This is a genomic window from Kocuria sp. SM24M-10 (genome assembly GCF_001027955.1).
GTDB lineage: Bacteria > Actinomycetota > Actinomycetes > Actinomycetales > Micrococcaceae > Kocuria > Kocuria oceani.
This window is the reverse complement of the sequence record NZ_LDNX01000131.1, coordinates 1-17,817: the sequence shown is the minus strand read 5'-3', so window position 1 is coordinate 17,817 and position 17,817 is coordinate 1. Positions and strand designations below refer to the sequence as shown.

Sequence of the window (17,817 nt, the reverse complement as noted above, 5' to 3'; positions counted from 1 at the left end):
GGTCACCTGCGGTAGGACGCCCCGCGGTGGTCGTCGGCCAGCCGCGGGCCGGCCCCGGTCAGGGCCTCGCGCAGCGTCTGCCCGGCGGGAACGCTCCCGGGCTCCGGCAGCAGGCCGCGACGCCGCAGCTCCGGTGAGACCATCGTCGTGAACCGCTCCAGGTCCGCCGGCCGCACGGCCGCCGAGATGTTGAAGCCGTCGACGCCGGCCTCCTCGCGCCACCGCTCGAGCTCGTCCGCCACGGTGCCGGGAGCCCCGGCGATGACGGGCCCGCGGCCGCCGATGGCCACGAACTCGGCCAGATCCCGCACCGTCCAGGTCCGGTCCGGGGACAGCGAGGTGAACGCCGCGAGCGCGGACTGGTTGGCGTCGGTGGCCACGTACTCGAGCGGCGCGTCGGGGTCCGCGCCGGCCAGGTCGACCCCGGTCCAGCCGCCGAACAGGGACAGCGCCCCGTCGATGTCCACGTACCGGCGGTACCCGGCCAGCCGGGTCCGGGCCTCGTCGTCGGTCTCGGCGACCACCACCGTGGCCATGGCGAAGGTCTTCACGGCGTCCTCGGCCCGCCCGCGCTCGGCCAGTCCGGCCCGGACGCCGTCGGTCCACCGGCGCACGAGCTGCGGGGTGTTCCCGATGAAGAAGATGGCCTCGGCGTGGTCGACGGCGAACTGCTGGCCGCGCTTGGAGGCGCCGGCCTGGAACAGCAGCGGGGTGCCCTGGGGGCCGGGGTGGGTCAGTGCGTGGCCGGGCACGGAGAACCAGGTGCCCTCGTGGCCGACGGGGTGCGCCAGCTCGGGGTCCACGAAGACCCCGGCGTCGGCGTCGGCCTGGACCGCCCCGGGCTCGAAGGACCCCTCGAGCAGCTTGTACATGACCTCCATGTACTCGTCGGCGCGGTCGTAGCGCTCGTCGTGCGGGATCTGCCGGTCCATGCCCAGGTTCCGGGCGGCGGAGTCCTGGTAGGAGGTCACCACGTTCCACGCCACCCGGCCGCGGGTGAAGTGGTCCAGGGTCGCGAAGGTGCGGGCGAGCAGGTAGGGGGCCTCGTAGGTGACCGAGGCGGTCACGCCGAAGCCGAGCCGCTCGGTCACCGCGGCCATCGCCGGCACCGCGACGAGCGGGTCGAGCAGCGGGTACTGCACTCCCCCGCGGGCGGTGGCCTCGGTGCCGCCGCCGTAGACGTCGTAGATGCCGGGGACGTCCGCCAGGAACAGCGAGGCGAAGCCGCCCTCCTCCAGGGTGCGGGCCAGGGACGTCCAGTACTCGAGCGTGTCGAACCGCGCGACCCCGGCCTCCGGGTGGCGCCACAGCCCCGGCGACTGGTGCACGGGCACCATCATGTCGAAGGCGTTCAGGAGCAGGGGGCGGCTCATACGGTGGTCCTCTCGGTGGTGGTCCCGGCGGTGGGCCCGGCATCGGCGGCTCCGTCGGCCCGGACGGATCCGGTCCTGGGGGAGTCGGTCCGGAGGGAGCCGTCGGAAACTGGGACGGCCCCGGTCGAGCCGGCTCGGGCGGAGCCGGCGTGCAGGTCGGTGAGCTCGGTGCCGCGCTGCTCGCGGGCGGGGTCCTTCGCGGCCAGGGCGGCGACGACGGAGAGCACGGAGAGTCCGGAGAGGTACCCGGCGATCAGCCACGGGGTGTTCCCGCCGGCGGCGAACAGCAGGGCGGCGATCATCGGCATCAGCCCCCCGCCCAGGACCGTGCCGACCTGGTAGCCGAAGCTCACCCCGGAGTACCGCACGTGCACGGGGAACTGCTCGGCGAACCAGGCCGCCTGCGGCCCGTAGATCGCGTCGTGGACGAGGTTGATGCCGAGCACGACCACGAGCGGCAGCAGGGCGAGCGGGCCGGCGTCGAGGAAGGCGAACAGCACCCAGCCGAAGACGCCGATCGCCGCGTAGGCGGTCACCGAGACGACCTTGCGGCCCACCCGGTCGGACAGCCAGCCCCAGAAGGGGGTGGTGAACAGGCCGATGGCGGAGGCGATCATCACCGCGGTCACGCCGGAGGCGCTGTCCCCGCGCACGTCCCGCAGATAGGTCAGCATGTACACCGTCACCAGGTAGTAGACGGCGTTCTGCGCCAGGCGCAGACCGATCGTGACCAGCAGCGGGCGGCGGTGGTGGAGCAGCAGCTCCCGCAGGGGGGCGGTGGCCACGTTGCCCGAGGCCCGGTGCTCCAGGAACTCCGGGGCGTCGGCCACGCCGAGGCGGATCCACAGGCCGACCGCCACGAGCAGGGCCGAGAGCAGGAAGGGGATGCGCCAGCCGTAGGCGGCGAACTGCTCCGCGCTCATGACGTGCTGCACGACGAAGAACGCCCCGGTGGCCAGCAGCATGCCGGCCGAGGAGCCGATCTGGGTGAAGGAGCCGAAGAACCCGCGGTGCCGGGCCGGGGAGTGCTCCACGCTCAGCAGCGCGGAGCCGCCCCACTCGGCCCCGGCGGACAGGCCCTGGAGGATGCGCAGGACGACGAGCCCGACGACGGCCCACCAGCCGATCACCTCGTAGGTCGGCAGCAGGCCGATCAGGGTGGAGGCCACGCCCATGAGCAGCAGGGAGGCCACCAGCAGGGCCTTGCGGCCGATCCGGTCGCCCAGGTGGCCGGCGACGATCCCGCCCAGGGGCCGGGCGATCACCCCGACGGCGAGGGTGGCGAAGGAGGCGACGATGCCGCCGAGCTCGGTGGCCATGGGGAAGAACTGGACGTTGAAGACCAGGGCGGCGGCGGTGCCGTAGAGGTAGAAGTCGTACCACTCGATGGTGGTGCCGGCGAAGGCCGAGGCCAGGACGCGCTTCTTGCCGTGGACGACGCTCGTGCGTCCCGCGGCGGCCGCGGTCGGGGCCGGGATCGTGGTCGGGGGCGGGGTGGGCATGCGTCAGGCTCCTGGGGTTCGGTCGGCGTCGGTCCCGGCACCGGTCCTGGCGTCGCCGATGGCGTTCAGGCCCTCCGGCAGGGTGCCGTTGATGAGGTAGTCGCCGAGGGCGCGGGCGCGGAAGGCGATCGGGTTGTGGGTGGCCACGGTCTGGGCGTTGCGCCAGTGCCGGTCCAGGCCCTTGGCGGTGGACGTGGCGGAGGCGCCCACGGTGAGGAACAGGTCCTGGGCCGCGCCGAGGGCCAGCTCCGGCACGGTGACCTGGGCGTGCTCCACGGCGATCTCGGACCCGTGCAGCGCCGCCGGGAGGGCGCCGGTGAAGTCCGGCCGGTCGGCGCCGGTGGTGACGGCGGCGGCGATCCCGGCGTCCAGGGCGCGGGCGGCGTGCAGCACGGTGGCCTCGGCGGCGAAGGCCTTGGCGGAGATCCGGCCGGTGGCCTCCTGGATCAGCGGGTCCTCGCGGAACGGCAGGCCGAGCCCGGTGTTGAAGGTCCGCCGGCGGCCGGCGATGGTCTCCACGGCGTCCCGCCGGGCGGCGCGGGCGACGCCGGCCAGCACGGCCAGCAGCACGAGCTGGAAGAAGGCGGCCTCGTGGACGGCCTCCGCGCTGCCGGCGGCGCGGTCCAGCACGGCGTCGTCCGGGACGCGCACGCGGTCGAAGACCGCGGTGCCGGTGCCGGTGAGCTTCTGCCCGAAACCGTCCCAGTCGTCCTCGAGGGTGACCCCCTGGGCGTCCGTGGCGACGACGGCGAAGCGGCGTCCGTCCCGGCCGTCGAGGGCGGCCGAGACGCGGGTGTAGTCGCAGAAGACGGAGCCGGTGGCGTAGAACTTCCGGCCGGTGATCTCCCACCCCTCGGCGGTGCGGCGCAGCACGGTGTTCAGGGTGCCGAGCGCGTTGCCGCCCTTCTCCGTGGAGGCGTTGCCCACGGTGGCCCCGGCCAGCACCCGCGGATACCAGACGTCCTGGAGCTCCCGGGGCAGGAAGCGCAGGGACTCCACGAAGCCGGCGTGGGAGCGATAGAGGTGGGCGATGTTGGAGTCGGCCTCGGCCAGGTCGACCAGCAGCCGGGTGAAGTCCTCGATGCTGACCCCGGGACCGCCGTGGGCCGCCGGGACGCGCAGGGCGCCGAACCCGGCCCGGTCCAGCCGGCGCACCTCCTCGTAGGGCAGCGCGCGGCGGAGGTCCCGGTCCAGGGAGCCGGCGGCGATCTCCGTGAACAGCGGCCCGAAGCGCTCCTTCAGCCCGGCGTAGTCCACCGGCAGGCCGGCGGGGTCCGTGCCGACGCCGGGACGGGTGGGAGTCCTCTCGGCCGTGGTGCGGGTCATGCGGTGGTCCTCTCGGTCGCACCGAGGAGGGCCGGCCGTGCGGTCACGCCAGGGGCGGGCCCGGTGGCGGCAGCGCGGGGGCCGACGTCACGGAGCGACTGCAGATCCGGGATCTCCATCGGTTCTGGCCTTAGCACCCTGACCCCTGCGAAGGACGGGTTGCTGCGGCGTCGTCGAGCCAGATCTCTCGGCCGCTCTGAATGGGACGGATGACATCGCACCAGACCGCCGGGGTGCTGAGCCACCCGATGACGGCCGCATGTCGTCGGATGTCATGCTGACGTCACAGACGGTCATGTCGTCCCGGGTGGTGTAGGAATCCGCCGCGGGACCCCGCCCGGCCGGAGGAGGGGAGCGCCGCGCACCCGCTCAGTATCGCGGCCGGCCCGGCTCCACCTGCTCCGCCCAGGCGAGCACCCCGCCCTCGAGGTGGCGGATCCGCTCCTCCCGCCCGGCGTAGAACGGGCGCAGCGCGGCCAGGGCGGTCGCCGAGCGGGCGCCGGCCTTGCAGTGCAGCACGAGGTCCGCGCCGCGCGCCTCCGGCGGCAGGGCGTCCGGCCCCCGGTCCAGCAGCTCCTGGAGCGGCACGGCCACGGCGCCGGGGATCGCCAGGAGCTGCCGTTCCCAGTCCTCCCGCACGTCGACCAGCACGAAGGCCGTCTCTCCGCGCGCCCGCCGCTCCAGCAGCCGGGCCAGCTCGCCCGCCGCGACCGTCTCGGCGGGCTCCGCGCCGCCGGCCGGCGGACGGACGGCCACGGGCTCGGCGACGGCGGTGACCGGGGCGGCGTCCGGGTCCGGGTCCAGGCCCATCTCGCGCCAGGTCATCGCCAGGGCGTCGTGCAGCAGCACCCGCCCGAGCAGGGGCTCGCCGGTGCCGGTGATCAGCTTGACCGCCTCCGTGACCATCACCGCGCCCACGGTGGCGGGGAGCATGCCGAAGACCCCGCCCTCGGCGCAGCTGGGCACCTCCCCGTCCGGCGGCGCCTCGGGGTAGAGGTCCCGGTAGGTGGGCCCGTGGCCGGCCCAGAAGACGCTGACCTGCCCCTCGAAGCGCAGGATGGAGCCCCACACGCAGGGGATCCCGGTCAGGGCGGCGGCGTCGCTGACCACGTAGCGGGTCGCGAAGTTGTCCGCGCCGTCGAGGACGAGGTCGTACTGCCCGAGGATCCGCACGGCGTTGTCCGCCGTGAGCCGGCAGGGATGGGTGCGGACCCGCACGAGCGGGTTCAGGGCGGTCACGGCCTCCGCGGCGGACTCCGCCTTGGGCCGGCCGACGTCGGCGGTGCGGTGCACCACCTGGCGCTGCAGGTTGGAGACCGCCACGACGTCGTCGTCGACGATCCCCAGCGTTCCCACGCCGGCCGCGGCGAGGTACTGCAGGGCCGGGGCGCCCAGTCCGCCCGCGCCGACCACGAGCACCCGGGCGCTGCCGAGCCGGCGCTGGCCGAGCGGGCCGATCCCGGGCAGGGTCAGGTGCCGGGCGTAGCGCTCGAGCTCCGCACGGGTCAGTTCGGGGCCGGGCTCCACGAGCGGGGGCAGCGCGCTCACGGGCGCTCCCCCACGGGCGCCCAGTCCCCGCGCGGGACGTCCGCCGGACCGGCGGACGCACCGGCGTCGGACGCGTCCGTGTCGATCCGCCCGGCCATCGGCGAGGACGCCTGGGCGTGCCGGCGGGCCGGGATCCGGCCGGCGCGGGCGGCCAGCCGCCCGGCGGCCACGGCGTGGCGCATCGCGGTGGCCATGGCCACCGGGTCCTGGGCCCGGGTCACGGCGCTGGCCAGCAGCACGGCGTCGCAGCCCAGCTCCATGGCGAGCGCGGCCTCGGAGGCGGTGCCGATGCCGGCGTCGAGGACCACGGGCACCGAGGCCCGGGAGGCGATGAGCTCGATGTTGTGCGGGTTGAGGATCCCCAGCCCGGTGCCGATCGGCGCGCCCAGGGGCATCACGGCGGCCGCGCCGAGGTCCTCCAGACGGCGGGCCACGGCCGGGTCGTCGGAGGTGTAGGCGAAGACCCGGAAGCCGCGGGCCACGAGCTGCTCGGTGGCGTCGAGCAGCTCCACCACGTCGGGCAGCAGGGTGTCCTCGTCGGCGATGACCTCCAGCTTGACCCAGTCGGTCTCCAGGGCCTCGCGGCCGAGCTCGGCGGTGAGCAGGGCGTCCCGGGCGGTGTAGCAGCCGGCGGTGTTGGGCAGGATCCGGATGCCGTTGCGCTCGAGCATCGCGAACAGCGAGTCGCCGTGGCCGGGGGCGTAGCGGCGCAGCGCCACGGTGGTCAGCGCGGTGCCGGAGGCGAGCAGGGCCTGCTCCAGGGTGTGCAGCGAGCTGAGCCCGCCGGTGCCCATGATCAGCCGGGAGGACAGCTCGGTGCCGTCGAGCACGATCGGGTCCACGGTGGGCGCGAGGTGGGATGCGGGGTGGGGTGCGGGGCGGGTCATGTCAGCCTCCCTGGACGGCGGTGATGATCTCGACGGCCTGTCCCTCGGCCACGGGGGTCCGGCCCCAGCGGCTGCGCGGGACCACGGCGGCGTCCACCGCCACCGCCACGCCCAGCCGGCGGCCGTCCAGCGGGGCGCCGTCGGGGCCCAGGGGCCGCCCGACGGTCTCGGCCACGAGGTCCACCACGGTGGTGTCCCCGCCGACGACGTGCGGGCGGCCGTTGAGGGTGATGGCGGTCATCGGGTGCTCCTGTTCGGGGTGCGGGACCCGGTCGCGAGGTCCACGGAGGGCGCCTCGACCGGGCGGTCGAAGCGGTGCGGGTCGGTGCTGGCCAGGTGTTCGGCGTCGGGGCCCGGATCCGTGCCGGACCGCCCGAGCACCAGCTCCGCGGCGAGGCGGGCGGCCAGCGGGGCGAGCAGGACGCCGTGGCGGAAGTAGCCGGTGGAGACCACGAGACCGGCCACCGGGTCTCTCCCGGAGCCGCGGACGCGGCCCAGGTACGGGATGTCGTCCGGAGTGCCGGGCCGGGCGCGGGCCATGGCCTCGACCAGCTCGAGGTCGGCGACGCCGGGGACCACGGCCTGGGCGTCGCGCAGCAGCCGGAACACGCCCCCGGCACTGATCCCGTCGAGGTCGTCCTCGCGGGAGGTCGCCCCGATCACCACCGTCCCGTCGTCGCGGGGCACCAGGTAGACGGGCACGCCGTGGACCACACCGCGGACGGTGCGCTCGAGCAGGGCGGGCGCCCCGGCGGGCGGGCGGGCGCGGAGGATGTCCCCGTGCACCGGGCGCAGCGGCGGCCGCCAGGACCCGGGCAGGCCCTCCAGGTCGCTGAGACCCGTGCCGGGGGCGAGGACCGTCTCCGCCGCCGAGACCATCCCGCCGCCGGCCAGGCGCAGACCCGTCACCGCGCCGTCGGGGCCGTGGCGCAGCCCCGCGGCGCGGTCGTGCACCAGGCGGGCGGGCCCGCCGTCGGCGCCGTCCGTTCCGCGGGGCCCGGACGGTGCGGGGATCTCGGGGGCGACGAGGGCGGCGAGCAGCCCGGCCACGAGCCGGCGCGGGTCCACCTGGTGGTCGTCGGGAATGCGGTGCACGGCGGACAGCCGCGGGCTCAGGGCCGGCTCCAGGGCCCGGGCCGCGCGCAGCGCAAGCGGCTCCACGGCCAGGCCGTGGCGCCGCTGGAGCTCGCGCAGGTCCGCCAGGGCCTGCCGGTCGGCGGCGTCGACGCCGCACACGAGCGTCTCGGTGGCGCGGTAGCCCACCGAGCCGCCGGCGGTCTCCTCCACGGCGGCCACGAACGCCGGGTAGGCGCCGGCCGAGGCGAGCATCAAAGGATAGAGCGGCTCCTGCTGGTACTGGACCTCGCTCACCGGGGCGAGCATCCCAGCTGCCGCCCGGCTGGCCCCGGCGCCGGGCTCGGGATCCACCACGGCCACCGAGCGGCCGCGGCGGCGCAGCTCCCAGGCCGTGGCCAGGCCGACCACCCCGGCCCCGACCACGGCGACGTCGGCCCGCACGTGCTGGGCGGCGGGCATCGGAACGGAGGGCGCGGATGTCACCGGCATCGTCCTTTCCTACGGCGGCATGACCCGCATCAGGTGTGGCGGTCGGCGCCGGACGCCCTCTCAGCCCCCGTGGGGCTCCCGCAGAACCGCTGACCTATCATTCAGCGTGTGACCCAGCATACCCAGGACACCGCTGCCCCCGCCGCCTCCGAGCTGCGCATGACGCGCACGGACCGGCTCTTCGCCGCCCGGCTGTACGTGTGCACCGACGCCCGCCGCGCACAGGGCGACCTCGAGGAGTTCCTGCACGCCGTCTGCGCCGGCGGGACGGACATCGTCCAGCTCCGGGACAGGAGCATCGACACCGACGAGGAGATCGCCGCGCTGCGCCTGCTGGGCCGGGTCGCCGCCGAGTACGACACGCTGGTCGCCGTCAACGACCGCGCCGACCTCGCCGCGCTCGTGGGCGCCGACGTCTTCCACGCCGGCCAGCACGACCTCACCCCCGCCCAGGCCCGGCAGCTGCTGGGCCCCGACGTGCTGATCGGACGCTCCACCCACGACCTCGGCCAGGCCCGGGCCGCGCTGGCCGACCCGGACGTGGACTACTTCTGCACCGGGCCCGTGTGGGAGACCCCCACCAAGCCGGGCCGGTCCGCCACCGGCCTTGACTTCGTGCGGGAGGTCGCCGCACTGACCGAGGCCCGGCTGGACGCCGACCAGGCGGCCGCGCCCGTGCCCTGGTTCGCCATCGGCGGCATCGACGAGCAGCGCCTCCCCGAGGTGCTGGCCGCCGGGGCGCGCGGCGCCGTGGTGGTCCGGGCGGTCACCGAGGCCCCGGACCCGCGTCTGGCGGCCGGACAGCTGCGCAGCCTGCTCCCCGCCTGACCCCTTCCCCGCCCGGCACCCTCCCTGCTCGGCACGTCTCCTGCCCGGCCCCCCGGGCGGGGACGTCCCGAAGGGCACGACGGCCACAACTCCCCACCGGCTCCCCGCCGCCGCACAGCACCGTCTGAGAGCATGGACCTCACGGACGACGACGGAGGAGTGGCCCATGGACCCCGAGCTCGACCCGCAGGTGCGGCACGCGGTGGAGCATCCCGCGCAGACCGCCCGCGGCCCGGAGGACGTGCAGCTGCGCGTCCGGCTGGCCGGCGAGCCCGCCCGGCGAGCGCTGGGCACCCACTGGGAGGAGGGCGCCCCGGAGGACGCCGCCCCGGGCGAGGACCGGCTCGCGGCGGCCGTGCTGCTGGCCACCCTCTTCGGCGACACGTTCTGGCTCGAGCGGGCGGCCCGGCTGCCCGGTGACGTCCCGGGCTGTCCCTCCGCGCCGCCGAGCGGGCTGCTGGAGTTCACCCGCGTGCCCGGCGCCCGGGCGGCCATGGCCTCGGTGCTGGAGCGGCCCCTGCTCACCGGGCTGCTGGAGTGGGGCACGAACCCGCTGCCCGAGCAGCCCCCGCTGATCGTGGCGCAGGCCGCCCGGGACCTCTCGATCCCCGACGACGGGCGCGTCTACCGGGTGGTGCGCCGCCGCGCCGAGCGCTTCCTGGCCCGTGAGTACGACGGCTCGGAGTCGCTGGAGCGGTTCGTGACCCTGCTGACGGAGGCCGAGAAGGGCCACCGCGAGGACGGGCCGGTGCTCTCCGGCGAGACGCTGCCGCCCGCCGCTCCCCCGGCCGCTCCTCCACCGCCGGCAGCCCCGGCGCCGCGGGCACCCGGGGACGGTCCGGCCGGGCCGCCGCCGTCGAACCCCTCGATCGCGGACGCCCCGCAGGCTCCGCAGTGGGGCGTCAGCCCGTCCACGCCCGCTCCGCCGCCGCCCGGGCAGGTCGGCCGGCCCGGGGCTCCCGGGGAGCCGTTCCCGGGCCAGTCCCAGGGCGGGCCGTTCCCCGGTCCGGGCGCGGGCGGCCCCCTGGCGGGGACCGGCGGCCCGGCGGCCGGCGGATGGCCGCCGCGCCCGGCCCACGATCCCGAGGAGGACGACTCCGACAACCTCAAGGCCTGGGGCCTGGTCCTCCTGGCGATCGTGGCGGTGATCGTGGCGCTGATCTTCGTGCTCTGACCGGGACGGCCTCGCGCCCGGCCCCGAGGTGACGGATGCCCCCAAGATACTTGCACGGGAAATATTTTCCGGGGTATCCTTGGGGACATATCAACCTTTGTGGTGCCGATGCCGACGGAGAAGCCCGAGATGCCGATCTTTCCCCAGAACCCCGACCCCCGGAGCCTCACGCCGCGCCCGGCCGACGACCTGCTGTCCGCCGGGACCCGGATGGGCGCCGTGGAGCTGCTCGTGGCCGATCTGGACACGATGCTCGCCTACTACACGGACGCCGTGACCCTCGAGGTCCTCGCCCACGCCGGGGACACGGCCGTGCTGGGTCGTGACGGCCGGACCGTGCTGCGCCTGCGGCAGGTCCGGGAGCTGCCGCCGGCCCGCCGCGGCCAGGCGGGGCTGTTCCACACCGCGGTGCTGTTCGAGGACGAGCCGGCCCTGGCGGCCGCCCTGGCCTCGGTCGCCGCCGTGGCGCCGCGCTCCTTCACCGGCAGCGCCGACCACCTCTACAGCCAGGCGTTCTACTTCGACGACCCCGAGGGCAACGGCGTGGAGCTCTACACCGACCGCCCCCGGGACACCTGGCGGCGGGAGGCCAACGGGCTGCTGACACTGGCGTCCAACCCGCTGGACCCCACCTCGTTCCTGGGCGAGCACCTGCGCGAGCCGGCCGGTGCGCGGCCGGCGGCGCCGCCGGCCACCCTCGGCCACGTGCACCTGCAGGTCGGTGACATCCCACAGGGCCGGCGGTTCTACGTGGACGTGCTGGGCTTCGAGGTGATGAGCGACATCGGCTCGGCCCTGTTCATCGCCGCCGGTGGGTACCACCACCACATCGGGCTCAACACCTGGCACAGCGCCGGGGCGGGCCCGCGGGCGGCCTCCCTGGGCCTGGGGCAGGTCAACATCGACCTGCCCACGGCCGAGGACGTCGCCGCCCTGCAGGCCCGGCTGACCGACCACCGGGTCCCCACCCGGCACGACGGCGCCGTGCTGCGCTTCGAGGACCCCTGGAACACCCTCATCCAGGTGGGCGTCGCCGCATAGGCCCCACGCGGAACGGGGCCCGGACGCGGCGGTGGCGCAGGACGCCGGGGATGCGGCCGGCGTCGCCGAGGGGCTGACCACGGGCGAAGTCGGCCCACAGCCTGCGCACCTGCCGGGCGGCGGCATCGATGTCCTCCCACGCGGCGCCGGCGACCAGTCCGGTGCCCGCCCAGGTCGGCTCGTCGCCGAAGAGCAGGGGCAGGTCGACCGTGTGGGCCGCCCCGTACGGGTTGCCCGGGGCCGCCCAGGAGATCACGTAGCGGTGGGCCGTCCCGCCGGCGCGCACGTGCCGGCGGGCGAAGCGGCGGATCGCCCGGGAGTAGACGGACCGGGTCGCCCAGCCGACCACGGCCCGGCGCAGCACCGGCCCCAGCAGCGGCACGCGGGTCCACCGCTGCAGGGCCGGCACCGTGGGCAGGTAGAGCCGCGCCTCCTCGGTGGTGTGGCCGATGAGGACGTCGATGTGCGGGGCCGCCCGGTCCCAGGCCGCGTCGATCTCCTCCTCGGCGGGCAGCGGGTGGTGGCCGTACTGGGTGCCGAAGGGCATCGCCCCCAGCAGCCCGAAGGGCGCCGCGTGCCGCTCCACCTCCGCCTGGGCGGCGACCACGTCGGCGGCGGGCATCCCGGCCGTCACGACCTCCGCCGCAGCGGCCATGGCGGCGTTCATCCGCTCCCGGCCGCGGGCGATGCCCAGCGGCGGGCTCTGGATGACGGCGCGGCGGAACAGCGCCTCCGCGCCGGGGACGGCCATGAGGTGGGCCACGGCGTCACCGCCGGCGGACTGGCCGAAGGCGGTCACGTTGTCCGGGTCGCCGCCGAAGGCGGCGATGTTGCGCCGCACCCACCGCAGCGCCTGGAGCTGGTCGAGCAGCCCGAGGTTGGCCGGGCGGGCGTGCCCGGAGCCCAGGTAGCCGAACAGGCCGAGCCGGTAGGTGACCGTCACGACCACCACGCGCTGCTCGGCCACCAGCGGCTTCGGGTCCATGATCGGGGCGTCACCGGCCCCGGTGGTGTAGGAGCCGCCGTGGATCCATACCAGCACGGGCAGGCCCTCGCCGGCCCGCGCGTCGCGGGGCAGGGTGACCGAGAGCCGCTGGCAGGCCTCGTCCTGCGGCAGGTCGCCGAGCGCGTCCCCCAGCACCGAGGCGAGGAAGGGCGAGCGGACCTGGGGGCAGGCGGGGGCCGGGCCCGTGGCCGGGAACGGCTCGTCCCGGTCCGGGGCGGGGACGGGAGCGGCGAAGCGGTCGGCGGTGGCGTAGGGGATGCCGCCGGCCCGGACCACGGCGCCGTCGGCCCTGGCGTGGACGGGACCGCAGGGCGGGGTGAACGTGAAGGTGGAGGTGGTCATGCGGTCCTTCCTCTGGGGTCCTGTTCCCGTGGCGGGCCGGAACCCGCGGACCGGCCGGGCGGGGCCGGCCCGCGGGCCCGACGGGTCTGGCGGAGTCAGGCGAACGGCTGCGAGGCCCGATCCAGGGCCTCGACCTCCTCGGCGGAGAGCGCCAGGCCGGGGGCGGCCATGAGCGCCGGCACCTGGTCGGGCCGGGAGGCCGAGGCGATGGGGGCGGTCACGCCCTTGGCCAGCAGCCAGGCGAGCGCCACCGTCGTCGGCTCGGCCCCGCGCGCCTCGGCCACGTCCACCAGGGCGTCGACGACGGCGAGGCCCTGGTCGTTCAGGTGCGCCCCCGCGGCGCCGCCGCGGGCCCGGCCCTCGAGGTCGGCGGCCGTGCGGTACTTGCCGGTGAGGAAGCCCGAGGCGAGGCCGAAGTAGGGGAAGACCGCCACCCCGAACTCCCGGGCCAGCGGGGCGAGGTCCTGCTCGTAGGAGCGGCGGCCCACCAGGTTGTACTCGGGCTGGATCGCCACCGGCACGGTGAGGTGCTCGCGCTCGGCGGTCTCGAACCACTCCCGCAGCCGCTGCGGGCTGTAGTTGGACAGTCCCACCGCCCGGACCTTCCCGGAGCGGACGAGCTCGTCGAAGGTGGCCGCCTGCTCGGCGACGGGCACCGACTCGTCGTCCCGGTGGGCGTAGTAGAGGTCGATCCGGTCGGTGCCGAGCCGTCGCAGGGACTCCTCGAGGGCCGCCACCACGTTGTCCCGGCCCAGGCCGGCGCGCTGCGGCAGGGAGCCCACCTTGGTGGCCACCACGACGTCGTCGCGGACGCCGCGGGCGGCCAGCCACTCCCCCAGGACGGTCTCGGACTCCCCGCCGGTGTGCCCCTCGCCCCACACGGAGTAGACGTCCGCCGTGTCGACGAAGTTGCCACCGGCCTCCGTGAAGGCGTCGAGCACCGCGAAGGAGGTGCTCCGGTCGGAGGTCCAGCCGAAGGTGTTGCCACCGAGGTTGAGCGGGAAGACGTCGAGGTCGGTGCGCGGGATGGTGGTCATGCGGAGCTCCGTTCCGTGGTCTGATCTGTCCTGCCGTCCGCCGGGATCCGGCGCGGTGCGTTCTGGGTACAGGCCGGGGCGCGCCCGCCCTATTCCCGGCCGGGCCTGCGCTCCACCAAATTGTTGCAGTTGTGCAAAAGGTGCAGAAGTGCAAAAATACCGATGTGAACGACACCGTCCCCCCCTCCCTGCGCGCCCGCAAGAAGGCCGAGACCTGGTCCGCCATCCACGAGGCGGCCGCCGGCCTCGCGCTCGAGCACGGGGTGGAGGGCGCCACGGTCGAGGCCATCGCCGCCGCGGCCGGCGTCTCCCCGCGCACCTTCTTCAACTACTTCCCGGCCAAGGAGGACGCGGTCCTGGGCATGCGCGCCCCCGCGCTGGACCCGCAGCTGCTGGAGGGCTTCTCCCTCGAGCACGACCTGCTGGGCCAGGTCTCGCGGCTGCTGCTGGCCGTGACCCGCAGCGCCTATGCCGGCCCGGACGCGGAGCGGCGCCGCAGGCTGCTGCAGGACCACCCGGGCCTGGGCCGCCGCCGGCACGAGCTGACCCTCGAGGCCGAGGACCTGGTGCGCCGCACGCTCGCCGAGCTGCTGGCCCGCGACCCGCAGTGGTCGGCCGGGATCGGGGAGCACCCCGTGGACGACGTCGCCCGGATGCTCGTCATCCTCGGGGGCGTGCCGCTGCGCTTCGCCATCACCGCCGAGAGCTACTCCCCCGCCCACGGCCTGCCGGCCGAGGACCACGACTCGGCGCTCACCCTCTTCCACCGTCTCCAGGAGAAGCTCTCATGACCCGCACTCCCGCCCACCGGGCCGAACCGGCCCGCGGCACCCAGCACCTCGGGCTGCTCTTCGTGGGCCTGATGCTCTCGATGCTGCTGGCCGCGCTGAACCAGACCGTGCTCAGCACGGCGCTGCCCACGATCGTCGGCGAGCTCAACGGGGTCGACGAGATGCTGTGGGTGATCACCGCCTACATCCTGGCCTCGACGATCATGATGCCGGTCTACGGCAAGCTCGGTGACCTCATGGGCCGCAAGCCCCTGCTGCTCGGCGCGATCCTGGTCTTCATGGCCGGGTCCGTGGTCGGGGCGCTCGCCGGGACCATCGAGGTCCTCATCGCCGCCCGCGCGATCCAGGGCCTGGGCGGCGGCGGGCTGATCATCCTCTCCCAGGCCGCCATCGCCGACGTGGTCCCCGCCCGGGAGCGCGGGAAGTACATGGGCGTCATGGGCGGCGTGTTCGCCGTGTCCTCGGTGGCCGGACCGCTGCTGGGCGGCTGGTTCACCGAGGGTCCGGGCTGGCGCTGGGCCTTCTGGATCAACATCCCGCTCGGCCTGCTCGCCCTGGCCGGCGCCGTGCTCTTCCTCAAGCTGCCCCGGCACGCCGGGCGGCCGCGCCTGGACATCGGCGGGATGGTGCTGCTGGCCGTGGCCACGACCTGCCTGGTCCTGTTCGCCACCTGGGGCGGCGGCAAGTACGCCTGGACCGACCCCGTGATCCTCGGCCTGATCGCCGGCACGCTCACGGCCGGGGCCGCGTTCGTGGCCGTGGAGCGGCGCACCGCCGAGCCGATCATCCCGATGCACCTGTTCGGCGAGCGCAACTTCGTGCTCACCACCGTGGCCGGGCTGCTCACCGGCGTGGGGATGTTCGGCGCCATCGGCTACCTGCCGACCTACCTGCAGATGGTCTTCGGCGTGGACGCGACCGCCTCCGGGCTGCTGATGGTCCCGATGATGGGCACCCTGCTCGTCACCTCGGTGCTCGCCGGGCGGGCGGTGAGCCGCACCGGGCGCTACAAGTGGCTGCCGGTGGCCGGCAGCGTGGTCGTGGCCGTGGCCATGGGCCTGCTCTCCACGCTGACCCCCGAGCAGGGGGTGTGGCACGTGTGCCTCTACATCGCGGTCCTGGGCCTGGGCCTGGGCCTGTCCATGCAGGTGTTGGTGCTCATCGTGCAGAACACCTTCCCGCTGCGGCAGGTCGGCACGGCCACCGCGGCGAACAACTTCTTCCGCCAGATCGGCGCGACCCTCGGCTCCGGCGTGGTCGGCAGCGTCTTCGCGGGCCGGCTGGCCGACCAGCTGACCGAACGCCTCCCGGCCGCCGCGCTGGAGGGCGGCGCCGGCGGGGCCAACTCGCTCACCCCCGCCCTGGTCGCCTCCCTGCCGGACGCGCTGCGGAACCCGATCGTGGCCTCCTACAACGACGCCCTGACCCCCATCTACCTGTGGATCGTGCCCCTGGGCCTGCTGGCGGCCGCCCTGCTGAGCTTCGTCACCGAGAAGCCGCTGGCCACCTCGATCGAGCAGGACGTGGAGCCCGAGGCGCTCGCCGAGGGCAACCTGGTGGTCACCGCCGACCGGCCGTCCGACCGGCGCACGGACTCCGCCGTCCTCGAGACGACGGCCCCGGCACGCTGAACCCCGCCCGTCGACATCGCCGCGGGGGGCTCGTCGGGACGGGAATTGCTCCGTAGGCTGAGGATCGCGCCCGGGCTCCCGGGCGCGGGACCGGCCCGGACGCGGCCGGCCGTGGACGAGGACGAGGAGCGCGGCATGAGCGACAGCGACGACACCGTCGGCCAGGACTTCGACGAGGCCGTGAACATGACGGCCAAGCAGCTCTCGGACTGGCTGGAGACCGACGAGTCGCAGTCGGTGGGCCAGGACGACGGCGGCGAGTCGGTGGGCCACCGCTCCGGACGGCACATCGTGGAGATCCTGCAGAAGAAGAAGGGGGAGCGCACCGACTCCGACCAGGAGCACATGCGCAAGGTCGTCGGCTACGTCCACCGCCACCTGGCCCAGCGGCCCGACGGGGACGTCACCGAGACCCGGTGGCGCTACTCCCTGATGAACTGGGGCCACGACCCGCTGAAGGACTGAGCGTCGCCGGGCACACCCGGCGACGCATGAGGAGAGGAGCACGCATGAGCCTGACGAAGGGCACGAAGGTCACCTGGAACACCCCTCAGGGCACGACAGAGGGCACCGTGGTCGAGAAGAAGACGGAGGACTTCGAACTGGACGGGCACACGTTCCGGGCGAGCTCGGACGACCCCCGCTACATCGTCGAGTCCGAGAGCTCCGGCGCCCGCGCGGCGCACAAGCCCGACGCCCTGACCGAGGCGTAGGACCGGAGGAGCGGGACAGCCGGCGGGCGGGACGGCCGGGGCCGGATCAGCCGGCCGCGGCGAGCACGCCGACGACCCGGCCCCGGCGGCGGCACCGGGAACCCACCGGCACGGAGGCGGGCACGGGCGCCGGCAGCACGGAGGTGCCGGCGAGTTCCCTTCGGCGGCCGGGCACCGTGGCGGCCGCCGCGGCCACACCGTGGGCGTCCGCCGGCGGTGCCGTGCGGGCAGCACCCACGCCCTCAGGGGATTCGAGGGCGAGCACGACCGCCAGGTCCTGCTCCGACAGCGACGCCTCGCGGGCGAGCCTGGCCAGGGGCACCCCGTGCCGGGCCGCCAGGCGCAGTTCGGCCCGGAGCTCGCCGAGGGCCCGGTCCAGCCGCCGCCGTTCGGCCCGCACCGCCGCGCCGAACGCCCGGAGGACGGCGGCGGGACCACCCGCACCGTCGAGGTCGAGGGTGCGGAACTGCGCCAGCTGCTGGTCGAGGGACCACTCCGCGGCCTCGACCCGGCCGGCCGCGGCCAGCACTCGCCGGGTGAAGAACGGCCGGAACAGCACGGCGTCGTCGTCGGGCACGATGCGCGCCTCGGCGCCGGAGGCCACCGGCGCCTCTCGCAGGGCGCCGCAGGCGCAGGCGTGCAGCCGGCGCCCGGCGAGGGCGGCCCGGGCCACGGCGGTGTTGAGGCGGTCGTCCACGTCCGCGAAGTCGAGCAGGTGCACCGGCATGGGGTCCCCGCAGTGGACCGGGGCCGCGGGCACGGCACCGTCACGGCTCGGCGCGGGGCCGGGCGGCTCGGCCGCGGGACGGTGCTGCGCGTGCTGGTCCATCGCTCGCCCGTCCTCACGTCGGCTGCGGGATGCTGCGTCCGGTTCCCGGCGGGAAAGGGACGTTCCCCATCCCATCGCAGATTCATTAGTTTGTCTAGTTACCAGCTCGGGTACATTCTCGTTCCTCTACACTGTCCGCATGCGCGCACACCGACCCACCTCCTCCGGCTACTGGTACGGCACCGACGACGCCGCCGGGCCCGGACCGGTGCAGGTGCTCGAG

Annotated in this window: 17 protein-coding genes and 2 riboswitches; of the genes, 7 read left to right on the top strand and 10 right to left on the bottom strand. The window is 75.2% G+C overall.

Translation table 11 applies throughout. The annotated features are described in order from the left end of the window. Positions 1-2: 2 nt before the first annotated feature. The 7 genes from ABL57_RS15700 to ABL57_RS15670 all read right to left on the bottom strand — a co-directional run bounded on the left by ABL57_RS15700 (position 3) and on the right by ABL57_RS15670 (position 8,202). Positions 3-1,373, bottom strand: a complete 1,371-nt coding sequence (locus tag ABL57_RS15700) for an LLM class flavin-dependent oxidoreductase (RefSeq protein ID WP_047804419.1) — start codon at positions 1,371-1,373, stop codon at positions 3-5. Further along, positions 1,370-2,875, bottom strand: coding sequence for an MFS transporter (locus ABL57_RS15695; protein ID WP_047804418.1), 1,506 nt, complete (start codon positions 2,873-2,875; stop codon positions 1,370-1,372). The genes ABL57_RS15700 and ABL57_RS15695 overlap by 4 nt, the downstream gene beginning before the upstream one ends. Positions 2,876-2,878: 3 nt before the next feature. Further along, a complete protein-coding gene (locus tag ABL57_RS15690; protein WP_047804417.1) occupies positions 2,879-4,201 on the bottom strand; it encodes an acyl-CoA dehydrogenase family protein in 1,323 nt (440 codons plus the stop codon). Positions 4,202-4,313: 112 nt separating this feature from the next. After that, positions 4,314-4,408, bottom strand: a riboswitch (SAM riboswitch). 162 nt (positions 4,409-4,570) lie between these two features. Further along, the gene (gene moeB / locus ABL57_RS15685) at positions 4,571-5,749 is read right to left on the bottom strand and encodes a molybdopterin-synthase adenylyltransferase MoeB (protein WP_082157495.1); all 1,179 of its coding nucleotides are present in this window, start codon (positions 5,747-5,749) and stop codon (positions 4,571-4,573) included. After that, the gene (locus ABL57_RS15680; RefSeq protein WP_047804415.1) at positions 5,746-6,636 is read right to left on the bottom strand and encodes a thiazole synthase; all 891 of its coding nucleotides are present in this window, start codon (positions 6,634-6,636) and stop codon (positions 5,746-5,748) included. Before ABL57_RS15680 ends, moeB begins: the two co-directional genes overlap by 4 nt. 1 nt (position 6,637) lies before the next feature. Continuing rightward, positions 6,638-6,877 carry a sulfur carrier protein ThiS gene (gene thiS / locus ABL57_RS15675; protein WP_047804414.1) on the bottom strand — a complete coding sequence of 80 codons (240 nt, stop codon included), beginning with the start codon at positions 6,875-6,877 and terminating at the stop codon, positions 6,638-6,640. After that, entirely contained in the window at positions 6,874-8,202 is a 1,329-nt protein-coding gene (locus ABL57_RS15670; protein ID WP_082157494.1) for an FAD-dependent oxidoreductase, read from the bottom strand. Before ABL57_RS15670 ends, thiS begins: the two co-directional genes overlap by 4 nt. Then, a riboswitch (TPP riboswitch) is annotated at positions 8,192-8,294 on the bottom strand. It overlaps the preceding gene by 11 nt. Before the next feature lie 67 nt (positions 8,295-8,361). Between ABL57_RS15670 and thiE the strand changes: the two genes are divergently transcribed. From thiE to ABL57_RS15655, 3 genes are all read left to right on the top strand, one after another. Then, positions 8,362-9,030 (top strand): thiamine phosphate synthase, encoded by a 669-nt coding sequence (gene thiE / locus ABL57_RS15665; RefSeq protein WP_047804412.1) that lies wholly within the window; start codon positions 8,362-8,364, stop codon positions 9,028-9,030. 166 nt (positions 9,031-9,196) lie between these two features. Next, entirely contained in the window at positions 9,197-10,204 is a 1,008-nt protein-coding gene (locus ABL57_RS15660; RefSeq protein WP_047804411.1) for a hypothetical protein, read from the top strand. Between the two features lie 129 nt (positions 10,205-10,333). Beyond that, a complete protein-coding gene (locus ABL57_RS15655; protein WP_047804431.1) occupies positions 10,334-11,245 on the top strand; it encodes a VOC family protein in 912 nt (303 codons plus the stop codon). On the opposite strand, the gene ABL57_RS15650 is transcribed toward ABL57_RS15655, so the two are convergent. Beyond that, positions 11,220-12,593 carry a carboxylesterase family protein gene (locus tag ABL57_RS15650; protein WP_047804410.1) on the bottom strand — a complete coding sequence of 458 codons (1,374 nt, stop codon included), beginning with the start codon at positions 12,591-12,593 and terminating at the stop codon, positions 11,220-11,222. The two genes, ABL57_RS15655 and ABL57_RS15650, sit on opposite strands and share 26 nt — an antisense overlap. Before the next feature lie 95 nt (positions 12,594-12,688). After that, complete coding sequence (locus tag ABL57_RS15645; protein WP_047804409.1) at positions 12,689-13,630, bottom strand: aldo/keto reductase; 942 nt, start codon at positions 13,628-13,630, stop codon at positions 12,689-12,691. A gap of 164 nt (positions 13,631-13,794) precedes the next feature. On the opposite strand from ABL57_RS15645, the gene ABL57_RS22750 reads away from it, so the two are divergent. From ABL57_RS22750 to ABL57_RS15625, 4 genes are all read left to right on the top strand, one after another. Further along, a complete protein-coding gene (locus ABL57_RS22750; RefSeq protein WP_053005031.1) occupies positions 13,795-14,421 on the top strand; it encodes a TetR/AcrR family transcriptional regulator in 627 nt (208 codons plus the stop codon). Beyond that, entirely contained in the window at positions 14,418-16,052 is a 1,635-nt protein-coding gene (locus ABL57_RS15635) for an MDR family MFS transporter (protein ID WP_047804408.1), read from the top strand. The genes ABL57_RS22750 and ABL57_RS15635 overlap by 4 nt, the downstream gene beginning before the upstream one ends. A 135-nt stretch (positions 16,053-16,187) precedes the next feature. After that, positions 16,188-16,517 (top strand): DUF3140 domain-containing protein, encoded by a 330-nt coding sequence (locus tag ABL57_RS15630; protein ID WP_047804430.1) that lies wholly within the window; start codon positions 16,188-16,190, stop codon positions 16,515-16,517. A 44-nt stretch (positions 16,518-16,561) separates the two neighbouring features. After that, complete coding sequence (locus ABL57_RS15625; RefSeq protein WP_047804407.1) at positions 16,562-16,765, top strand: DUF2945 domain-containing protein; 204 nt, start codon at positions 16,562-16,564, stop codon at positions 16,763-16,765. Between the two features lie 46 nt (positions 16,766-16,811). On the opposite strand, the gene ABL57_RS15620 is transcribed toward ABL57_RS15625, so the two are convergent. Further along, complete coding sequence (locus ABL57_RS15620) at positions 16,812-17,594, bottom strand: hypothetical protein (RefSeq protein WP_047804406.1); 783 nt, start codon at positions 17,592-17,594, stop codon at positions 16,812-16,814. Positions 17,595-17,817 lie beyond the last annotated feature (223 nt).

Bases quoted from the DNA above. Each gene is read 5' to 3' on its own strand.
- ABL57_RS15700 (WP_047804419.1), bottom strand. From the start codon at position 1,373: ATGAGCCGCCCCCTGCTCCTGAACGCCTTCGACATGATGGTGCCCGTG.
- ABL57_RS15695 (WP_047804418.1), bottom strand. From the start codon at position 2,875: ATGCCCACCCCGCCCCCGACCACGATCCCGGCCCCGACCGCGGCCGCC.
- ABL57_RS15690 (WP_047804417.1), bottom strand. From the start codon at position 4,201: ATGACCCGCACCACGGCCGAGAGGACTCCCACCCGTCCCGGCGTCGGC.
- ABL57_RS15680 (WP_047804415.1), bottom strand. From the start codon at position 6,636: ATGACCCGCCCCGCACCCCACCCCGCATCCCACCTCGCGCCCACCGTG.
- thiS (WP_047804414.1), bottom strand. From the start codon at position 6,877: ATGACCGCCATCACCCTCAACGGCCGCCCGCACGTCGTCGGCGGGGAC.
- ABL57_RS15670 (WP_082157494.1), bottom strand. From the start codon at position 8,202: ATGCCGGTGACATCCGCGCCCTCCGTTCCGATGCCCGCCGCCCAGCAC.
- thiE (WP_047804412.1), top strand. From the start codon at position 8,362: ATGACGCGCACGGACCGGCTCTTCGCCGCCCGGCTGTACGTGTGCACC.
- ABL57_RS15660 (WP_047804411.1), top strand. From the start codon at position 9,197: ATGGACCCCGAGCTCGACCCGCAGGTGCGGCACGCGGTGGAGCATCCC.
- ABL57_RS15655 (WP_047804431.1), top strand. From the start codon at position 10,334: ATGCCGATCTTTCCCCAGAACCCCGACCCCCGGAGCCTCACGCCGCGC.
- ABL57_RS15650 (WP_047804410.1), bottom strand. From the start codon at position 12,593: ATGACCACCTCCACCTTCACGTTCACCCCGCCCTGCGGTCCCGTCCAC.
- ABL57_RS15645 (WP_047804409.1), bottom strand. From the start codon at position 13,630: ATGACCACCATCCCGCGCACCGACCTCGACGTCTTCCCGCTCAACCTC.
- ABL57_RS15635 (WP_047804408.1), top strand. From the start codon at position 14,418: ATGACCCGCACTCCCGCCCACCGGGCCGAACCGGCCCGCGGCACCCAG.
- ABL57_RS15630 (WP_047804430.1), top strand. From the start codon at position 16,188: ATGAGCGACAGCGACGACACCGTCGGCCAGGACTTCGACGAGGCCGTG.
- ABL57_RS15625 (WP_047804407.1), top strand. From the start codon at position 16,562: ATGAGCCTGACGAAGGGCACGAAGGTCACCTGGAACACCCCTCAGGGC.
- ABL57_RS15620 (WP_047804406.1), bottom strand. From the start codon at position 17,594: ATGGACCAGCACGCGCAGCACCGTCCCGCGGCCGAGCCGCCCGGCCCC.